The following is a 22,970-nucleotide window of genomic DNA, read 5'->3' as shown; positions in this document are numbered from 1 at the left end:
AACAGTCCATCCAGGGAATTTCAGAGAGCCTGCCGATTGGAAATTGAGGGAAGGGCGGATGGGTGTAAACAACGGTCAGAAAACGTAGCGTCTGCCGGTTGAAAACCGTAGCGCTGTCTGTGTTGGATTCGTCCGGAAGTGGCGATGTGGGAACGAATGCGTGGTCGTTTGCTATTTCGTCAGTAACGGTCGCTTGCTTGAGCTTTTTGTGTGCCGCCGTTTTGCTTGAAATGAATCCCGGTCATTCTTCAGAGAGCGGAAGAACTGGGAACTGGAAGTGAATGCAAAGTTGGCTGTAGATCTTCTAACTGGATGTACCAGACTACATCGTTCCACTCGAATTCACAGTAATTCCCGTTGTGTTGCTGTAATACCAGATTCTCACCCTTATTCACATAACAGACGAGGACTGAATCAACTTGCCATGTACGGGCCGTGGAGCCACCTGCCGGTGCATGCTCGGACAACGTAGCAACGAGCAAAACCTCTCCTTCAACAAACTCCTTTTTTGATCTCGCATACTTCCAGCCCAGATATGGTTTCTGAGTGATTCGCGCACTGCGAACCTCTGGCAGCGGTCCGGAAACGACTTCGAGCTGGACGTCCTGGCCGCTTTCGGTAAAACAGATCCCGCATACTTCGTCGTCGTTCCCCCGCTTCCAGTCCATAAATCCACATCTCGGGCACCGCAACAACTGATACCCTCTCTCACGTGCATGCTGCTCACAAAAGGGGATTTGGGCAGACTCGGTCTTAGCTGCTGCTAGCTTACATCCGATTTCCTGACATGTTTTTGACATGACTACTTTTCTTCTTTTTATGAACTGTGACATCAGCGGAGAATTCAGAGAGCGAGTGTTGGATCAGCGTTCTATAGCCTGCCTAACTCCCTAAACTCGCTCTGTCAATACTACTTCAATCAATTTTAGCATGGTTTATGATTGTTCCGAGTGTATCAATTATTTTGATTTTTTATTTGATTACTGAGATTTTGCCTGTTAGGTTGACACGGTCACAAAGCATCATGTGCACATAAGTTGTGTGTGTTTTTGATTACATTTCGGCTTTTTTAAGCATATCCATATCTCTAGACAAAGAAGTGTTCTTAGAAGCGTAAGTGGCCTGCTTCACATTTACAGTACCCGACACTTGCAATTCTGCTCTGTCAAGTTCTGCCTGAAATTGTCTTTTTCATTTACTGTACTTAACTATTTTTAGTTCATTTTCAGATTACGTCTGACTATCAATAGAAGAGGAAACTCACAAATGTTGCTCACACACTGGTTACAGAGGTTACGTGCTGGACGGATACGCGTTGCTGATCTTCGGGGGCGTAAACGGAAAAAGAAACAGCAGACGACCTCTTCAGTCGAACGATTAGAAGAACGGGCAGCTCCCGGTCAGATCATGAGCGTGAGTTCTCTGTTGTCACTTGGGCTGGGGGTTTCACCTGGCATGCAGACACTGGTTGAAGCAGGTTATGGGGAAGATCTTCCCGGTCCAGCTGTAGGTGAAACACAAAGCAGTCAAAATTCCCGACAACCTCTAAATACTTCTTACGATGCATATCTCGGTCAGGAAGATGAACCCTATCTACCTCCGCTTGATTCGGAGTCCAACAATGAGGGTGGTGGTGGCGGCAACTCGTCGTCCGTGCCAGGTGGTTCCCCCGGCAGTCGGTTTAGCGCAGCGATATTGGGAAATGCGTTTCCCGATTCTGTCTGGGATGACAACGAAGTCGTTCCTGAGGAAACATCCAATCAAGGTTTATATCCTGCCAGTTCCTTGAGAGGGGTGGCTGCATCAGGTTCCTTTGGTGGTTTGGCAGGCGGAGGATCTTCCGGAGGAAATCAAGCCAGCAGTCCTCCCGAGCAAGGCCAACCGGATGGGCAAACCAACCAGCCTCAATCCAGTAACCCTGACCCCAGTGTAAATGGGCAGCCGGTTGTCACCCCGGCAAACTTCACGGTAGATACGACATCAGTAGACACTACGACTAACAATTCACAGAAATCCAATGCCTCTCAAGGCGCTGATCAATCTGCCGCTGGTTCTGAGAATGCAAACTCCAATCCAGCTCAGCGCGATCATGCGAATCATTCAAACTCAAATTCTGATTCGGGAGGTCGAGGCAACACGCAGCGGGATTTGATTACAGTGATTTCAGCTGCCAGAGGTCTTAATGTCGCCATCGATGGCAAAGGACAGAAGATTGAAAATTTACGTACTTTCCAGGCGGAGGAGCATCCTGGCGCAGACAGTGCTCTGCCCTATGGAATGTTTGAATTCAATGTGACAGACATTGAGGTGGGCGGTTCGACGACCGTCGATTTGATTTTGCCGGAAGGATCCAATGTCGACACGTATTATAAGCTGAACCCCGATACCGGCGATTTGTTTGAATTCACTTATGATGGAGAAACCGGAGCCACCATTGATGGAAACATCATCACACTGCATCTGGTGGATGGGGGACGGGGTGATTTCGACGGCATCGCGAACGGAGTCATCGCAGACCCCGGTGGACCTGGCGTCACCGGGGTTATTTCATTGATGGCAGTAGGTGCCACCGGTCTGGATGGCTGGACGGTAACGGAATCAGGCGGCAGCGGTGGGTTGGAAGGTTCTGTGGTCAAGGATGGAAACGACTTGCTGATCAGTGAAGGTAATTCCTATCAGGTTTCCCTGGAACGCGACATCACCATTCCCGACAATCCATCATTGTTAAGTTTCGCCTATGAGGGGAACTTCGACATAACCAGCACTGACTTCATTAACGATGCCTTTGAAGTGGCTCTGCTTGATCAAAATGGCGAAACTGTTGTTCCTTCGTTTCTGTATCAGCGCGACGCCTATTTCAATATCACAGAAGGTGAACTGCCCACGTTTGGCACGACCACCAATCATCTTGTGGGAGAGAGCGGCTCGACTTTAGTGAGCGGGGTCGTGGATCTGGATATCTCGCATTTGGAAGTGGGCTCTACGGTTAAGGTTGTCCTGCGTCTGATCAACGATGACGATGATACCGGAACGACGTTCCGGATCATCAACTCTTCGGAACAGCCTGAGGCTGATAATGATGCTTATACTGTCGGAGAAAACGGTGTACTGGTCATCGCTGCGCCCGGGGTTTTGAGTAATGATACCGCCCCTGGTCAGGGATCCTTGACCGCAGTCAAATCGACTGATCCCTCCCACGGAGCGGTTGTTCTGAATTCTGATGGTTCTTTCACCTACACCCCTGACACTGATTTTGTGGGAACGGACAGTTTCACCTATATCGCGCAGGACGGCACTTATGATTCCTATGAGGCCACCGTTTCCATCGTAGTGACCGGTGTCAACGCACCTCCCATCGCAAATGATGATACTAAGACTACTTCAGAAGATACTGCAATTACGTTCCCGGCTGCCGATCTGATCGCCAATGATAGTGTGGGCATCGGAAATGAAACCGGCCAGACTCTCACGGTGACTTCGGTCACCGCCACCGCAGAGACACACGGCACGGTAGTTTTGAACGGTGATGGGACGATCACGTTCACTCCCGATGCCGACTACAATGGCAGTGCCAACTTTGAATATACCGTGTCCGACGACGGCACCACGGGTGGCATTCTCGATACAAAAACGGATACCGGCACGGTTACCGTCAGCATCACGGAAGTCAATGATGCACCGACTGCCAACCCAGACATCTTCGAAACGACAGAAGACACCGGATTCACTTTTAATGCCAGTAACCTGATCGTTAACGACAGTGCCGGTCCTGCTAATGAGGGCAGCCAGGTCCTGTCAGTCACTGCCGTTTCGGCGACTGCCGATACTTACGGTTCCGTGGTTCTGAATGGCGACGGTACCATCACGTTTACCCCAAATGCGGATTTCAATGGGACCGCCAGTTTTGAATATACGCTCGCCGATGATGGAACCACCGCTTCCCTGCCAGATAGTCAGATCGATCTCGGGCTGGTGACGATTATCGTTGCGGAAGTTAATGACGGTCCGACCGCCAATAATGATGCCATCATTACATCAGAGGACTCGGCGATCACCTTTGCAGTGACAGACCTGCTCACCAACGATGAGTCCGGTCCCCTCAACGAGGCGGGACAAACCCTGTCCGTGTCTTCGGTCACCGCTACTCCCGACACACACGGCACTGTGGTGCTGAACGGGGACGGCACGATCACTTATACTCCCGACGCCGACTTCAATGGCACGGCCAGTTTTGATTATACCATTGAAGACGATGGTACGACCGGAGGAGTCCTGGACGTTAAAACAGCAACCGCCACTGTGAATGTGACGATCAATGCAATCAACGATACGCCCACGGCAAATAACGATTCCTTCCTAGTTGCCGAAGATAGCGGAACCACTCTGCTGGACGTGTTGAATAATGATTCGATCTCGCCGGATCTGGGGGAAACTCTCACTGTGGTCAATGTGAGTGCCGGTTCTGCGGGGGGCACCATTGAAATTACTAATGGCGGAACCGGGATTAATTACACTCCTGCAGCCGATTTCAATGGTACGGAAACATTTACCTATACTATCAATGACGGTACGGTCGGCAGCAGTGATGTTGCCACCGTCACGATTACGGTCAGCGAAGTGAATGATGCGCCTGTCGCCACCGTTGATGCGCAAACAACGACCGAAGACACGCCGCTCACGTTCTCAGCCAGTGATCTGGTGACCAACGACAGTGTGGGGCCAGCCAATGAGAGTGGCCAGTCTTTGACGGTCACCGCCGTGACCGCTACTGCTGATACACACGGCACCGTGGTGCTCAACGGCGATGGTACCATCACCTTTACCCCGGACGCCGACTTCAACGGGAGTGCCAGCTTTGAATATATGGTGACCGATGACGGCACGACGGCAGGTGTCGCGGATGCGCAGTCCACGACTGGAGTGGTGAATCTCACGATTAGTGAAGTCAACGACGCGCCCACGGCGGGCGCCGATACCGTTGCGGCCACCGAAGACAGCCCGCTCACGTTTGCGGCTTCCGATCTCCTCACCAACGACAACGCCGGCCCCGCCGATGAAAGTGGGCAGACGCTGACCGTCACGTCCGTTTCTGCGACCGCCGACACGCATGGAACGGTGGTGCTGAACGGAGACGGTACGATCACCTTTACCCCCGATGCCGACTACAACGGGGCTGCCAGCTTTGAATACACGATCACCGATGACGGGACCACAAATTCGGTCGCGGATAGTATGACGGCGGTCGGCACGGTCAACTTGGATATTGCAGGCGTGAATGATGCTCCCACCGCGGGCGCTGACGGGTTTACGGTCAGCGAAGACAGTACGACCACCCTGGATGTGTTGAGCAACGATTCGATCGCCCCTGACTTTGGCGAAACACTGTCGATCGTCTCGGTAGGCACCGGTTCAGCCGGAGGGACGGTTACCATTGCCAATGGCGGTGCCGATCTGAGCTACACCCCGGCAGCCGACTTCGTGGGCACAGAAACGTTCACCTATACTATCAACGACGGCACGCCCGGCAGCACCGACCAGGCCACGGTCACGATCACGGTGACTGAAGTGAATGATGCCCCTGTAACGGCAGACGATCTGGTGACCACCAGTGAAGACAACGCGTTGACCTTCAATGCCGCGGATCTCCTGTTGAACGACCAGGCTGGCCCGGCCAATGAAAGCGGTCAGACCCTGACCGTCACGGCAGTCGTAGCCACCGCGGACACGCATGGTACGGTCGTGCTGAACGGGGACGGCACGATCACCTATACGCCGGATGCCGACTTCAACGGCACCGCTAGTTTTGCCTATACGGTCACGGACGACGGAACCACTAATGGCAGCCCGGATGCGCAATCGACCACCGGGACAGTGAACATAACTATCAGCGAAGTGAACGACGGACCGACGGCCGTTGCAGACAACATTACGGCGACCGAAGACACACCGCTCACGTTTACCGCCAGCGATCTGGTGGCCAACGACAGTGCTGGCCCCGCCAATGAGAGCGGACAGACACTGACGGTCACCGCAGTGACCGCCACCGCTGATACACACGGCACCGTGGTACTGAACGGGGACGGCACGATTACCTTTACACCCGATGCCGATTTCAATGGGACTGCCAGTTTCGATTATACCGTATCCGACAACGGTACGACCGAGGGGTTAACAGACAGCCTGACCGACATCGGTGCGGTCACCATTACAGTCAGTGAAGTCAACGATGACGTGACCGCCGTTGACGATGCGATTTCAACGGCCGAGGACGTCGCTATCACCTTCACGGCTGCCAATCTGGTGACCAACGACAGCGCTGGCCCGATCAGTGAAAGTAGTCAGACGCTGACCGTGACCTCAGTGACGGCGACCGCCGATACGCACGGCACCGTTGTCCTGAACGGTGATGGGACAATCACCTTTACCCCGGATGCGGATTTCCATGGGACCGCCAGTTTCGATTATACGGTCTCCGATAACGGTACCACCAATGGGGCACCGGATGCCCAAACCGATGTCGGTACCGTCACCGTCACTATCACTGACGTCAACGACGCGCCGCTCACAGTCGGCGATGTCAAAGCCACCACGGAAGATACACCGCTCACCTTTACCGCCTCGGACCTGGTAACGAATGACAGTCCGGGACCCGCCGATGAATTTGGCCAGACTCTGACCTTGACCGCGGTGACGGCCACAGCCGCTACACATGGGACTGTGGTGTTGAACGGGGACGGGACCATTACTTTTACCCCGGATGCCGACTTTAATGGGACCGCCAGCTTTGAATATACTGTGACCGACGACGGAACCACCAATTCCGTATTGGATTCACAATCTTCTACGGGGACAGTGACCATCACGGTCAACGAAGTCAACGACGGACCCACGGCTATCGACGATGTCAAAGTGACCGCCGAAGATGTAGCACTCGTTTTTACCGCCACTGACCTGGTCACGAACGACAGTGCCGGCCCGGCCAATGAGAGTAGTCAAACCCTGACCGTCACCTCGGTCACTGCGACCGTCGATACACACGGAACAGTAGTTCTCAACGGAGACGGAACGATTACGTTCACTCCAGACGCCGACTTCAATGGCACTGCTAGCTTCGAATACACGATCAGCGATGATGGAACGACCGGTGGACTCGCCGATCATCTGACTGACACCGGCACAGTCACGATCACAGTGACGGAAGTCAATGATGTCCCCCTGACGGTCGGAGATTCCAAGTCCGGTACGGAAGACATCTCACTCACGTTTAATGCCAGTGATCTGGTGGCGAACGACAGTACTGGCCCCGCCGATGAAAGCGGCCAGGCCTTAACGGTCACCGCTGTGACAGCGACTGCCGATACGCACGGCACGGTGGTGCTCAATGGCGATGGGACGATCACCTATACGCCCGATGCGAACTATAACGGTTCCGCCAGTTTTGAATATACAGTCACCGATGACGGCACGACCAATGGTAGCCTGAATGCGAAAACCGCAGTGGGAACGGTGACTCTTGATATCGCTGCCGTCAACGATAGCCCGATTGCCAATGACGACAGTTTCTCAGTGGCTGAAGACAGCACGACCACCTTCGACGTCTTGAATAACGATTCCATTTTTCCGGATCTGGGAGAAACGCTTTCGATTATCGCGGTGGGCACCGGTTCTGCCGGGGGAACGATCGTAATCACTAATGGCGGCGCCGATTTGAGCTACACGCCGGCAGCCGACTTTACAGGCACAGAAACTTTCACCTATGTCATCAATGACGGTGCTCCTAATAACAATGCGACGGCGACTGTTACCGTGACCGTATCAGAAGTCAACGATACCCCGTTGGCTGCCACCGACCAGATTTCAGCCAGCGAAGACAATTCGGTGACCTTTAATGCCTCTGATCTTCTGGTGAACGACCAGGCCGGACCGGTTAACGAGAGCAGCCAGACACTCATAGTGACAGCCGTCGCAGCCACCGCGAACACACATGGGACAGTCGTTCTGAACGGAGACAATACGATTACGTTTACGCCGGACGCCGATTTCAACGGCAGTGCCAGCTTCGAATACACGGTGACCGACGATGGAACCACGGCGGGGGTACTGGACGCAAAATCCACAACGGGTATCGTCAATCTCACGGTGGGCGAAGTCAACGATAATCCGACTGCCGTGGACGACACGCAGACAGCGGCTGAAGACATGCCGCTTGTATTCAGCGCCGCCGACCTGGTGGCCAACGACAGTGCCGGCCCGGCAAATGAAAGTAGTCAGACCTTAACAGTGACCTCGGTGACGGCAACTGCCGATACACATGGCACGGTAGCCCTGAACGGGGATGGCACGATCACGTTTACTCCCGATGCCGACTATGTCGGGATCGCCAGTTTCGATTACACCGTGTCAGATAATGGAACCAGCGGTGGTTCTGCAGACTACCTGACGGACGTTGGTTCGGTGACGATTACCGTTACGGAAGTCAATGATGCGCCGACAACAACCGCCGACACACAATCGACGGTGGAAGAAACACCTCTCACCTTTACCGCCGCTGATCTGGTGACCAACGATAGTCCGGGCCCCGCCGATGAAAGCGCCCAGACACTGACGGTGACCGCTGTCTCGGCCACTGCGGACACGCACGGCACGGTGATTTTAAACGGGGACGGCACGATCACTTATACTCCCGCTGCCGACTTCAACGGTACCGCCAGCTTCGAATATACGGTCACCGATAACGGCACGACGAATGCGATGCTGGATCCGCAATCTTCGACGGGGACAGTGAATGTCACCGTCAGTGAAGTCAATGACGCTCCCGTGACGGTAGACGACATCAAAGTAACGGCCGAGGATACCGCCTTAACCTTCACGGCGACAGATCTGGTGATAAACGACAGTGCCGGCCCGGCTAACGAAAGCGGACAGACTCTCACAGTGACTTCCGTGACCGCCACCGCCAATACGCATGGCACGGTTGTGCTGAACGGGGATGGGACGATCACCTTCACTCCTGACGCCGACTTCAACGGGACGGCCAGTTTCGATTACACGGTCACCGATAACGGTACGACCGGAGGAGTTGCAGATCAACTGTCTGATACCGGGACGGTCACGATCACGGTCACGGAAGTGAATGACGTGCCAATCTCGACCGCCGATACCAAGTCTGCCGTCGAAGACACGCCGCTCACGTTCTCGGCCAGTGATCTGGTGTCCAACGACAGTGCGGGTCCGGCCAATGAAAGTGGTCAGACCCTGACGGTCACCACCGTGACCGCTACCGCGAACACCCACGGCTCAGTCGTGCTGAACGGGGACGGGACAATCACCTTTACCCCGGACGCCGACTTCAATGGTAATGCCAGCTTTGAATATACGGTGACCGATAACGGGACAACGGCAGGACTCGCGGATGCGCAATCCACGACCGGGGTGGTGAATCTCACGATTAGTGAAGTCAACGACGCGCCCACGGCCAGCACCGATACCGTCGCAGGCACCGAAGACACCCCGCTGACGTTTGCGGCTTCCGATCTCCTCATCAACGACAGCGCCGGCCCCGCCGATGAAAGTGGGCAGACGCTGACAGTGACCTCGGTGTCAGTCACCGCCGATACGCATGGAACGGTGGTCTTGAACGGAGACGGTACGATCACCTTTACCCCCGATGCTGACTTTAACGGCGCGGCCAGTTTTGAATACACGATCACCGATGACGGGACCACAAATTCGGTCGCGGACAGTATGACGGCGGTCGGCACGGTCAACTTGAACATTGCGGGCGTGAATGATGCTCCCACCGCGGGCGCTGACGGGTTTACGGTGAGCGAAGACAGTACGACCACCCTGGATGTGTTGAGCAACGATTCAATCGCCCCCGACTTTGGCGAAACACTGTCAATCGTCTCGGTAGGCTCCGGTTCAGCCGGCGGGACGATCAGTATTACCAATGGCGGTGCGGATCTGAGCTACACTCCGGCAGCCGACTTTGTGGGCACGGAAACGTTCACCTATACCATCAACGACGGCACGCCCGGCAGTACCGACCAGGCCACGGTCACGATCACGGTGACCGAAGTGAACGACGTGCCCGTGACGGCGGACGATCTGGTCACCACCAGTGAAGACAGTTCGATCACCTTCAATGCCGCGGATCTCCTGTTGAACGACCAGGCTGGCCCGGCCAATGAAAGCGGCCAGACCCTGACCGTCACCGCCGTCTCGGCCACCGCCGACACGCATGGGACGGTGGTCTTGAACGGGGACGGCACGATCACCTATACGCCCGATGCCGACTTCAACGGCACCTCCAGTTTTGCCTATACGGTCACGGACGATGGAACCACCGATGGCAGCCCCGATGCGCAATCGAACACCGGGACAGTAAATGTTACCGTCAGCGAAGTGAACGATGGACCGACGGCCAACACTGATAGTATCGTGGCAGTCGAAGACACACCGCTCACGTTTACCGCCAGCGATCTGATGGCCAATGACAATGCTGGCCCCGCCGATGAGAGTGGCCAGACTTTAACGGTCACCGCAGTGACCGCCACCGCTGATACACACGGCACCGTGGTACTGAACGGGGACGGCACGATTACCTTTACACCCGATGCCGATTTCAATGGGACTGCCAGTTTCGATTATACCGTATCCGACAACGGTACGACCGAGGGGTTAACAGACAGCCTGTCTGACCTTGGCTCTGTGACTGTCCTGGTTACGGAAGTCAATGATGCACCACTGACCGCAGGTGATACCCAATCGGCCACGGAAGATACGCCGCTGACCTTTGCCGCCAGCGAACTGCTTACCAATGACAGTACCGGTCCTGCCAATGAAAGCAACCAGACTCTGACGGTCACTGCCGTGACAGCGACTGCGGACACTCACGGCACGGTAGTTCTGAATGGGGACGGCACCATCACGTTTACTCCCGATACCGACTTCAACGGGACCGCCAGCTTTGAATACACGGTCTCCGATAATGGCACGACCGCGGGAGCACCAGACGCAAAGACCGCATCCGATACAGTGACGGTCAACATCAGTGCCGTGAATGACGCGCCGACCGTGGTCGTACCTGACACAAGTGCTGATGAAGGAGAAACGGTCAACCTGGTGGCAACCTTCACTGATCCTGAACCGGGGGACATCCATACGGCCATCATTCACTGGGGGGATGGCACCACCGAAGTCGGCACGGTGATCGAGGTTAATGGTAGCGGGACCATCACCGGCAGCCATATTTATGCCGACAATGGAAATTACACGATTACTGTGGAAGTTACAGACGATGGCAGTCCAGTCGAAGCGGCTTCTGCTTCCGGGATTGCCACCATTGGGAATGTGGCTCCTTATCTGTCTGCCGGCATTGGATTTTCACCCGTTGAAAACGGGAGTGATTATGAGATGAGTTTTGTCATTTCGGGGTACTTTGATGACCCGGGATTTGACAGTCTACTGGCCAATACGAGCGAGTCCTTCACGATGATTATCGACTGGGGCGATGGTACCGTGATCAACGTCACTCCCGCTGTCACTCAGGGGGCAGAGGGCCAGCGCACCAAAGGCTACTTCTCTGAATCGCACGTCTATACTCAGACAGGAACCTACAATCCGACGGTCACGGTCACCGACGATGACGGGGGAACCACTTCAGTCACGCTGGGGAGTATCCTCCCGATCAGCATAAACGTACATCCGCACATTCAGCTTAGCGCCCAGGGACGTTTGCCGGTGACCGTGTATGGAGATCAGGGAGTCGACCTGTCTCTGATTGACTCCAGCACGGTTCGTTTCGGACCTGCGGGTGCGCCGCCAACTCCCGGCCACGGTGGTTGGCAATTAAAAGGAAATGGCGATGTGAAGGCCCACTTCGAAACACAGGAAACGGGCATTCGCATCACGGATAAAGTGGGATTTCTGACAGGTCAGCTTACTGATGGTACTTTCTTTATCGGTATGGATGTCCTCGACTTTGCGCAAGGCAATAAAAAAGGCAAAGGGAATGCTGGAGTCGTAACAGAAGACCCCAATCCGGCCGGTGATTCCAAATTCTTCGTCGCCGACAACGGCGTGCACCGCGTTTTTCGGTATGACTCCGCGGGAGCATCGACTGACTCGATTGCCGTTGACTCAGCTGCCAGGGATGTACGCGGTGCGACCGTCTATGATGAGAATCCCGACGATAACATTCAACCTGTTTTGTGGACCGTGGGGGGGGCACAACAGGTTGCCGTGCAGAAGGTCGACGGGACCCTGATTGGTTCCTGGAGAGCCGTTGGTATCGAAGACCCGCAGGGGATTGCGACCGGAGGCGATGACATCTGGATTGTCGATGCCGCCACTCACCAAGTCTTGCGCTATGTCGGATATGGTCATCAAAGTGCTTTCTTCGGGGTTGGTATCTCTTCTTCCTCGTTTGCACTACACCAGGACAATGTAAGCCCCAGCGGCATCACCACGGATGGGGATACGATCTGGGTGGTAGACGATGTTGCCGATAGGGTCTTTGTTTATGATGTTGCAGGAACTTATCTGGGAAGCTGGGACCTGGATCCCGCAAACTCAGATGCGGCCGGTATCACGATTGCGCTGAATGATTCCACTTCCATCTGGGTTGTTGACCGTAATGATGACAGGGTTTACCGATATGATGATGCCACTGGAGTCCGCTCGGGTAGCTTAACTGCCGCCTCGACGTTTGATTTAATCGGTGATAATCTCAATCCGGAGGGCATCGCTGACCCGGATCCAAATCAAGCTCCGGTGGCTACAAACGATACGGTGTCAGATGTGATTGGCGGAGTGGCTGAGGTGATTGACGTCCTGGCAAATGACACCGACCCTGAAAGCGATGCGATCTCGGTCACTTCTGTCTCGACACCACATTATGGTACTGCCGTAATCAATGGGGATGGGACCATCAGTTACACCGGTACGATCGGATTTGGAACCGACACTTTTACTTACACTATCAGCGATACCAGTAGCGCCACTTCAACTGCCACGGTCACGGTGACGGAAACTGGTAACTATCCCCCAACGGCAGTCAATGATTCTGTGAATGATGTTCTCGAAGGGCAAGCGGTAGTGATCAGTGTTCTCAGCAATGATACGGATCCTGAGAGTGATACGCTCTCGATCACGGCTCTGTCCACCCCCGCCTATGGGACGGCTGTGGACAACGGGGATGGCACGATTACCTACACGGCCGGCACCGGATTCAGCGGTGACAGTTTCACTTACTCGATCAGTGATGGAAATGGCCACACCTCTACAGCGACTGTTACGATCTACGAAGCCGTGAACCAGCCCCCAGTCGCCTACAGTACCACCTTGGACCCCGTGGAGGCGGGAGTAGAGACTATCATCTCAGTCATCGCTAATTCAACCGACCCGGAAGCAGATACACTCACCGTCGTTTCCGTTTCAACACCTCTCAATGGAACTGCCGTCGATAATGGAGATGGAACCATCTCCTACACGGGTAATGCCAGCTTCGGTACGGACTCCTTCACCTATACCATCAGCGATGGAAACGGCAATACTGATACCGGAACGATTAATGTTACGGAACTCGTCGATTTGCCCCCTATTGCTGCTGACGACTTTGCTTATGAAGTCGCGGGTGGCTCACCGGTAATCATCGATGTCCTCGGTAATGACGCTGATCCAGAAGCGGGGACACTGTCGATCACTTCACTCTCCACACCGACAAGCGGAACGGCTGTCGACAACGGCGACGGAACGATTACTTACACCGGTCCCCTGGGATTCGGCAGTGTCAGTTTTTCTTATACGGTCAGTGATCCCGGCGGTAATACAGACACGGCGATTGTATCGATTTATGAATTGATCGCCGTGGATGACGCGGTCAGTGTTACAGCGGGATCTACCGTTACCATAGATGTGCTCACGAATGATAACTATCCGTCCGGAACAACGCTGACATTGCTTTCTGCCAATGGTGCCTCTCATGGGACCACTACGCTACAACGCCGCATTCCCGCCGCATTGCAGACTGAATTTGAAGGTAGCATGGAATATGAGATGGGTGAGTCCATCGACAATTACGTGCTCTGGTACTACGGGAGTTGGGACGATTACGCCATGATGTCGGGAAACGATGTCAGCATCTTCGATGTACTCTACAGCAGCACTGATGGCAACTATGTGGGCACTGATACGTTTAATTATGTAGTCCAAAATGACCAAGGCGTTCAAGATACCGGGACGGTGACCATCACCGTCAATGCGAATCAGGCCCCCGTTGCCGGTGCAGATACGGCAACGGTCGTGGCGGGGAACTCGGTAGCGATCGAGGTACTTTCAAATGACAGTGATCCAGAAGGTTCGGCGGTGAGTCTGGTTTCGCTGGGAACGGCCACCTATGGTACGGTTTCGCTGGAACGCCGAATCCCTGTTGCCTTGCAGACGGAATTTGAAGGCAGCATGGAATATGAAATGGGTGAGTCCATCGACAATTACGTGCTCTGGTATTACGGCAGTTGGGACGATTACGCCATGATGTCGGGCAATGATGTCAACATTTTCGATGTGACTTATACCAGTACCGACGTCAATTATTCTGGCACCGACTCTTTTACTTACACAATTGAGGATGAGCAGGGAGTTCAGAGTACGGGCACGGTGGCGGTGACTGTCACCGGAAACCAGGCCCCCGACGCGGTCGCTGATACTGCGACAGTGGTTGCGGGTAACTCGGTTATAGTCGATGTGCTGGCCAACGACAGTGACCCGGAAGGTTCGGCGGTGAGTCTGGTTTTCCTGGGGGCGGCCACCCATGGTACGGTCACCCAGCAGCGCCGGATTCCGGCTGCCCTGCAGACGGAGTACGAGGGGAGTTGGGAATACTCGGAAGGTTACTCGATCGATGACTATGTGTCGATGTTTTACGGCAGTTGGGAACAGTACGAGAACAGCTCTGGCAACGATGCCTCAACCTTCGATGTGACTTACACCAGTACCGATGGCAGCTATTCGGGTACCGATACGTTTACCTACACGATTCAGGACGAACAGGGAGTCCAGAGTACCGGGACGGTCACGGTGACTGTCACCGGTAATCAGGCCCCTGATGCCGTTGCCGATACAGCGACGGTAGTCGCCGGTAATTCCGTGGTGGTTGATGTGCTGGCCAACGATAGCGACCCGGAGGGGGGGACAGTAAGTCTGGTTTCATTGGGAACGGCTGCCCACGGTACGGTCGCCCTGCAGCGCCGGATTCCGGCTGCTCTGCAGACGGAGTATGAGGGGAGCTGGGAGTATTCGGAAGGTTACTCGATCGATGACTATGTGTCGATGTTTTACGGCAGTTGGGAGCAATATGAAATCAGCTCGGGCAATGATGCTACGACATTCGATGTGATTTACACCAGTACTGATGGCAGTTACTCGGGAACCGATTCCTTTACTTATACAATTCAGGACGAGCAGGGGGTCCAAAGTATAGGGACAGCCACGGTGACGGTCACCGGAAACCAGGCTCCTGACGCCGTTGCCGATACGGCAACCGTGGTAGCCGGTAATTCCACTGTGATTGATGTGCTTGTCAATGACAGCGATCCTGAAGGCACGCCGCTGAGTTTGGTTTCGCTGGGAACGGCCACCTATGGTACGGTCACACAGGAACGCCGGATTCCCGCTGCACTACAGTCGGAATATGAAGGAAGCTGGGAATACGCGGAAGGGTATTCGATTGACGACTATGTCTCGATGTATTACGGGAGTTGGGAGCAGTATGAGAATAGCTCGGGCTACGATGCTACTACGTTCGATGTGATTTACACCAGTACTGATGGCAGTTATACGGGAACCGATTCGTTCACGTACACGATCCAGGATGAGCAGGGTGTGCAGAGCACGGGGACTGTCACAGTCACCGTTATCAGCAATCAAGCTCCTGATGCAGTTGCCGATACAGCGACGGTAGTCGCTGGTAATTCTGTGGTGATCGATGTGCTGGCCAACGACAGCGATCCGGAAGGGACGACAGTCAGCCTGATTTCTTTGGGAACGGCGACATACGGTACGGTCACACAGCAACGACGTATTCCGACTTCCCTGCAGACCGAGTATGAAGGCAGTTGGGAATACTCCGAAGGATATTCCATCGACGATTATGTCTCATTTATGTATGGCAGTTGGGAACAGTATCAGAACAGCTCTGGCAATGATACCAGTATTTTTGATGTCACGTATACCAGTACTGACGCCAATTACTCAGGGACTGATTCGTTTACCTACACGATCCAGGACGAACAGGGAGTCCAGAGTACCGGGACGGTCACGGTGACCATCACCGGCAACCAGGCGCCTGACGCGGTTGCCGATACTGCGTCGTTGGTCGCCGGTAACTCGGTGGTGATTGATGTGCTGGTCAACGACAGCGATCCGGAGGGTTCTGCGGTTAGCCTGATGTCACTGGGAACAGCCGCCTATGGTACGGTCACATTGGAACGCAGGATTCCCACTGCGCTACAAACCGAATATGAGGGGAGTTGGGAATATACGGAAGGATATTCCATCGACGATTATGTTTCCTTCCAGTATGGCAGTTGGGAACAGTACGAGAACAGCTCAGGCAACGATGCCAGTATATTTGATGTAACATATACCAGTACTGACGCCAATTACTCGGGAACTGATACGTTTACCTACACGATCCAGGATGAACAGGGAGTCCAAAGCACGGGCACCGTGACAGTGACGATCACAGGTAACCAGTCCCCCGATGCGGTTGCCGATACGGCGACGGTGGTCGCAGGCAACTCGGTAGTGATTGACTTACTTTCCAACGACAGTGATCCGGAGGGGACAACGGTCAGTCTGGTCTCCCTGGGAACCGCTGCTCACGGTACGGTAGCCCAGCAGCGCCGGATCCCGGCTGCCTTGCAGACTGAATATGAAGGAAGTTGGGAATTCACGGAGGGGTATTCCATCGATGACTATGTATCGATGTATTACGGTAGCTGGGAACAGTACGAAAATAGCTCGGGCAATGATGCCACTACATTTGATGTAACTTACACAAGTACCGATGCCAACTATGTCGGTACCGACACGTTTACCTACACGATTCAGGACGAACAGGGAGTTCAGAGTACGGGAACAGTCACCGTTACCGTCAACGAAAATCAGGCACCTACTGCTGTCGCCGATACCGCTACCGTGATTGCCGGTAATACGGTGGTGATTGACATCATGTCCAATGACAGCGATCCGGAAGGTTCGACCGTAAGCCTGGTTTTACTGGGAACGGCCACCTATGGAACCGTAGCCCTGCAACGCCGTATCCCGGCCGCGTTGCAAACCGAGTACGAGGGGAGTTGGGAATACTCAGAAGGTGGCTACTCCATTGATGACTATGTATCGATGTATTACGGCAGCTGGGAGCAATACGAGCTCAGCTCGGGCAACGATGCCACCACGTTTGATGTTGTCTATACAGGCACCAGTGCAACCTACGTAGGCACCGATTCATTCACCTATACGATTCAGGACGAGCAGGGCGTCCAGGGGTCAGGGACGGTTTCAGTCACTATCAATGAAAACCAGGCACCTGCCGCCATTACTGATACTGCATCCGTAATAGCCGGATATTCCGTCGTGATCAATGTGCTGGTCAACGATAGCGATCCAGAAGGTTCCGCAGTGAGTCTGGTTTCGCAGGGGACGGCTGCCCACGGTACGGTTACATTGGAACGCCGAATTCCCGCTGCCCTGCAGACCGAATACGAGGGGAGCTGGGAGTACTCGGAAGGCTATTCGATCGATGACTACGTCTCCTTCATGTACGGCAGTTGGGAGCAGTATGAAATTAGCTCCGGCAACGATGCCAGTACATTCGATGTGACCTACACCAGTACCGACGCCAACTATGTGGGCACCGACACATTCAATTATGTAGTACAAGACGAACAAGGGGTTCAGAGTACGGGAACGGTAATGATCACCGTTAACGAAAACCAGGCACCTGTCGTCGCTGCTGATACCACGAGTGTATTGGCCGGTAACTCGGTTATGATCGATGTGCTGGCGAATGACAGTGATCCGGAGGGGGCAACAGTGAGCCTGGCTTTACTGGGAACAGCGGCCCACGGAACCGTTTCACTTCAACGACGGATCCCAGCCGCCCTGCAAACCGAATATGAAGGCAGTTGGGAATACACGATGGGGGGATACACCATCGATGACCATGTCAATTCCAATTACGGCGGGTGGGAACAGTACGAAAATAGCTCCGGTAATGATGCCAGCACGTTCGATGTGACTTATACCAGCACCGATGCCAATTATTCTGGTACTGATACGTTTACTTACACGATCCAGGATGAACAAGGGGTCCAGAGTTCAGGATCTGTCACTATCACCGTTCTGGAAAACCTGCCCCCCAGCGTCGTTGCGGATAGCGCCAGCTTGACGGCCGGGGAATCGACTGTGGTCGATGTTCTGGCAAATGACAGTGATCCGGAATCGTTTGGTCTCACCTTGATTTCGGTAAGTGGTGCCACTCACGGGGCTGTGAGCATGCAACGTCGAATCCCTGCCGCGCTACAAACCGAATACGAGGGAAGCTGGGAATATTCAAACGGCTATTCCCTCGATGATTATGTCTCGATGTATTACGGAAGCTGGGAGTATTACAGCCAGAGTTCCGGGAATGACGTCAGCTACTTTGACATTAAATACACCAGTAACAGTCCCAACTATGCGGGCAGTGATACCTTCACGTATATGGTCGCTGATGAACAGGGATTACAGAGCACAGGATCCGTGACGATCACCGTTCAGGAAAACCAGAACCCAGACGCTATCAATGATACGGGAAATGCCGTTGCTGGAAATCCCTATGTGATTCATGTGCTCAACAACGATAGCGACCGACAGGGTGACAGTCTCACGATAACCTACGTTTCCACACCCGCTAACGGAACGGCCTCCATTAATGCAGACGAATCAATCACATATACGGGAAATCCCGGTTTCGGATTCGACTCTTTTACTTATACGGTCAGCGATGGTAACGGGCATACCGATACGGCCACTGTTTCCATATATGAAGTCTACAACTTCGCTCCCGTGACATATGAGGATCACATTTATGATGCGCCGCTCGGCGTTCCAGTGACGATCGATGTGCTGGCCAATGATTACGATCCTGACGGCGAGCCGATTTCAGTCATCGCTGTCTCGGACCCCACCTATGGGGCAGCAATCATTAACGCTGATGGCACGATTACTTACATTGCCGAAGAAATCGCGAACGGGGATGCGTTCCAGTATACGGTCAGCGATCCTTACGGTAATACTTCAACGGGCGTTGTGAGCGTCAAGGACTGGAACTATGACTGGGAGTTTACCGACGAGTCGAATTATGAAAATTATTACGCACACACTGATGACGCTGATATCGCCGTAGGTGGAAATGCGTTCGTCTTCGCCCAGGCGATCGCCACCGATCCCTCCATCATTACAGGGGCAATTTTCACCGAAGTTCCCCAGAATAAAAAATCCTATGGAACGTCTGCCACACAACTGACAGCATTTGGGAATGCGGATGGAACAGACACCTATGGCATTCTCTCGACCGGTGAGGCAGCCCTGGTTAATGACCCCGGTCAGCTCTCCAGTTATGATCTGGGTGGTGGTAATATCCGGGGAGACAATGACTATGATGTCACCGTTCTTAAAATCGACATTGATGTTCCCGAAGGGGCTGATTATCTGTCACTCGACTTCCAGTTCTTGACCGAAGAATTCCCCGGATTTATCGATGCCATCTATGATGACACATTCATTCTGGAACTCGATCAGACTACATGGACGACTTCAGCAGGAGTCATCTCAGCACCGGATAATTTTGCCACGTTTTCTTCCGGTGGTCTGGTGAATGTGAGCGGTGCGATTCAAACGGGCTTGTCCGCCGAAAACGGAGAGGGCACCGCCTATGATGGAGCCGGTAAAACCGGAACCGGCGATCATAATGGCGCGGCGACAACTCTGCTCCAGGCGCGGACTCCAATTACGGCGGGAGCGCATACACTCTACCTGTCTATTTTCGACCAGGGAGATGCCCTGAATGATACCACGGTCCTGCTGGATCGCTTAACTGTGGGAACTTCCACAGCCACGGTTTCTGCAGGCATCGCAAATCTGATGAGTGTCGAAGCGTCGGCCGACGATGAGGAATTTATGGTCGGCGATCCAGTGCTGCTGAACGGAAAAGTGCTCACCAACAATTTAATTGCTAGTGTCACGGTCAACGGTACCCAAGTGGAAGCAATCGATGCCGGAAACAATTTCTTTTCCACGATCACCCTCCAGCCGGGCATCAATATTTTTGAGATTACGGCCACGGATGTTTTTGGGGCAACCAGTACTACCCAGCTCACACTCACAGGATTAGTGGCCACCAATGGCCCGATTGATTTTCAGACAATGGATGATGTCTCGACAAGTGTTACTGGCCAGTATCGGCGTACCTCACATAATCCCAATATCCTGTATGCTGATGTGGCCATCCACAATGGGGGCCAATACGATGTTCAGGCACCACTCTTGATCGGTGTGATCAATATCAGTGAGCCCAGCGTACGCGTTGACGGCTTTGACGGGGTGACTGCTGACGGAATTCCTTACTATGATTTTACTGGCCTGCTTGATCATGGCGATTCGGACAATGATTTAACGTTAGCCTCCGGTGAATCAACCGAACTCGGTACGCTCGCATTTCTCAACTATGAACAGTTGCAGTTTACCTATGATCTGGTTGTGCTGGGACAGCTCAACCAGTCACCGCGGTTTATCACCGCTCCCGAAGTCGAAGTGGTCGCCGGGCAAGCTTACACTTACCAGGCAGCAGCCTTTGATCCCGACGGTGATCCGCTCGAATATGAGTTACTTACTGCCCCGACAGGCATGACCATCGACTCGGCAACAGGCGCTATCGTATGGAGTCCGCAGGTAGAAAACGTGGGGACACATACCATTGTGATTGAAACCACCGATGGGAAAGGAGGCTTTGACCAGCAGGCCTTTACGATCAGCGTGCTGGATGCTCCTCCCAATCGACCGCCCGAATTCACTTCGACTCCTGTCATCGACGCCTATGTCAACACGGAATATCTCTACACCTCAACAGCAGAGGATCCGGACGGCGATACACTCAGTTATTCAGTTGTGAGTGGGCCAGCAGGGATGATAAACAGTGAAACAATTTCGCGTGACTGGATCACCTGGACGCCGGAAGAAAATTCCGTAATCTCGTTGTCCGGGCTGCCTGCTGTCAACAGTCTGGAACTGAATCAGGCAACCGGCGTGCTGTCAGGTGCTCTGTATTACCACGATGAATTTTATACCCCTTCATTCGAAGTGGATTATGACGGAGATGGAGTCGGTGATGTGACTGTCGCCGGAGATGCTACAGACAGTTCCTTCAGTCTTTTGCTGAATAGTGTGCAGCTCGCACTGTTCGATACCATTCAAGTACGAGCCATCGATGATTTTTATTCGGCAGAACCACTTGCCTGGACGAACGTGGATGTCTCAGGTGTGACATTTACCCCCACTCCCGGTTTCTCAAGTCTGAAATACTCAGCTTCAACAGGCGTGATTTCCGGAACGGTTGACAGCAGCCTGAATCTGTTCGAACCGTTTGTTGAACTGGATTACGATTTCGATGGTGTGTATGAAACCCGGATTGCCGTGAACCAGGTCGATGGCACTTTCAGCTACCTGGTTGACGACTCACTCCTGGATGCCAGTGGAAATATCAGCGTACGTGTCACCAGTTATGACAATCAACAAGGGGGCTTCAGCTGGACGCCCACTGCCGCCGATGTGGGGAACACTTTCCTGGTGACGTTACAGGCCGACGATTCCCAGGGAGGTCTGGCACAACAGACCTATCAAATTTATGTTCATCCTGAAGCAGGCAATCATGCCCCTGTGATCGTCAGTGAGCCCGCTGAAACTTTGGAACTCCCTAACCAGAGTCTGAACCCGGCACAGGGCGATGTGGATCCTGAAATCCTGAATCTGGCCGTGACTCCTGGAGCTACTACGACAGAAACGATTTCAATTACGTTGCCTGCCTTGGCGGCCGATTTTACAACAGATGTCGTGATCGTTGTAGACACTTCTAATTCAATGTCAGGGGAACTCGCCTGGTTAAAAGAGATGATTCCCGATCTGGATGCTGCCCTCAATGCGGCCGGTGTTACCGATAACCGGTTTGCCCTGGTCCGCTATATCAATGATGCCACGATCGTCGGCACCAATCCGCCGGTGCAACTGACACTCATTGGCCCCGCTAATGAGATTGTAAAATCCATCACCGTTCCAGCCACAAGCGTCCGTGCCGCCATTGATGATTTTGTCCTACCGACCGATGGTGACTATACCTTGATTGTTGGTTCGCAGAATGGCGAATTTGCGGACCCAGAGGCGACACAGGATCCGCAACCGTACAGTTTCGTGATTGATCAGGAACGGGATGCCGCCGTTGCCGTTTCGGGAATGGGAGACTACCAGGAATCCATTCAGGCTGGGGAAGAATCAACGATCACCTTCGACGCTCCTCAAGGATTCCAGCTTTACCTGGACTCACTCGATGGAACTTCCGGTAATCTGCGGTATCAACTTCGTACTCCGTCCGGTGATTCGATAATCCTGACGCCCCCTAATCAATATGTATCCGCCGGAACTGCCGGATACGACTACGGTCCGATCCTGCTTCCGGAAGCTGGCACCTATACGCTCACCGTCAAAGGGAATTCGACGAATGACACCGGCAATTACCATTTGCGTCTCGTCGATATCAATAATTCGTCCACCAGTCTCAGCTTGAATACTGAAATCGACGACACGGTTTCCGAAGCGAAAGCAAGTCAGTTCTACCAGTTTTCCGGAACCGCCGGACAGACGGTTTTCTACGACAC

At 53.6% G+C, this 22,970-nt stretch carries 2 protein-coding genes (1 of these 2 running past the window's edge); one reads left to right on the top strand and one right to left on the bottom strand.

Annotation, left to right across the window (positions count from 1 at the left end):
* Nucleotides 1–248: 248 nt before the first annotated feature.
* Complete coding sequence (locus GmarT_RS12425; protein ID WP_002646192.1) at nucleotides 249–668, bottom strand: hypothetical protein; 420 nt, start codon at nucleotides 666–668, stop codon at nucleotides 249–251.
* A gap of 598 nt (nucleotides 669–1,266) precedes the next feature.
* On the opposite strand from GmarT_RS12425, the gene GmarT_RS12420 reads away from it, so the two are divergent.
* A protein-coding gene (locus tag GmarT_RS12420) for an Ig-like domain-containing protein (RefSeq protein WP_002646193.1) crosses the window boundary here: on the top strand, nucleotides 1,267–22,970 show its 5' portion. 14,593 nt of this gene lie beyond the right edge of the window; only the first 21,704 of its 36,297 coding nucleotides appear in the window; it begins with the start codon at nucleotides 1,267–1,269; its stop codon lies off the right edge, out of view.

The organism is Gimesia maris, assembly GCF_008298035.1.
Lineage (GTDB): Bacteria > Planctomycetota > Planctomycetia > Planctomycetales > Planctomycetaceae > Gimesia > Gimesia maris.
The sequence above is the reverse complement of the archived record's forward strand: the minus strand, read 5'-3'. Positions and strand labels throughout refer to the sequence as shown.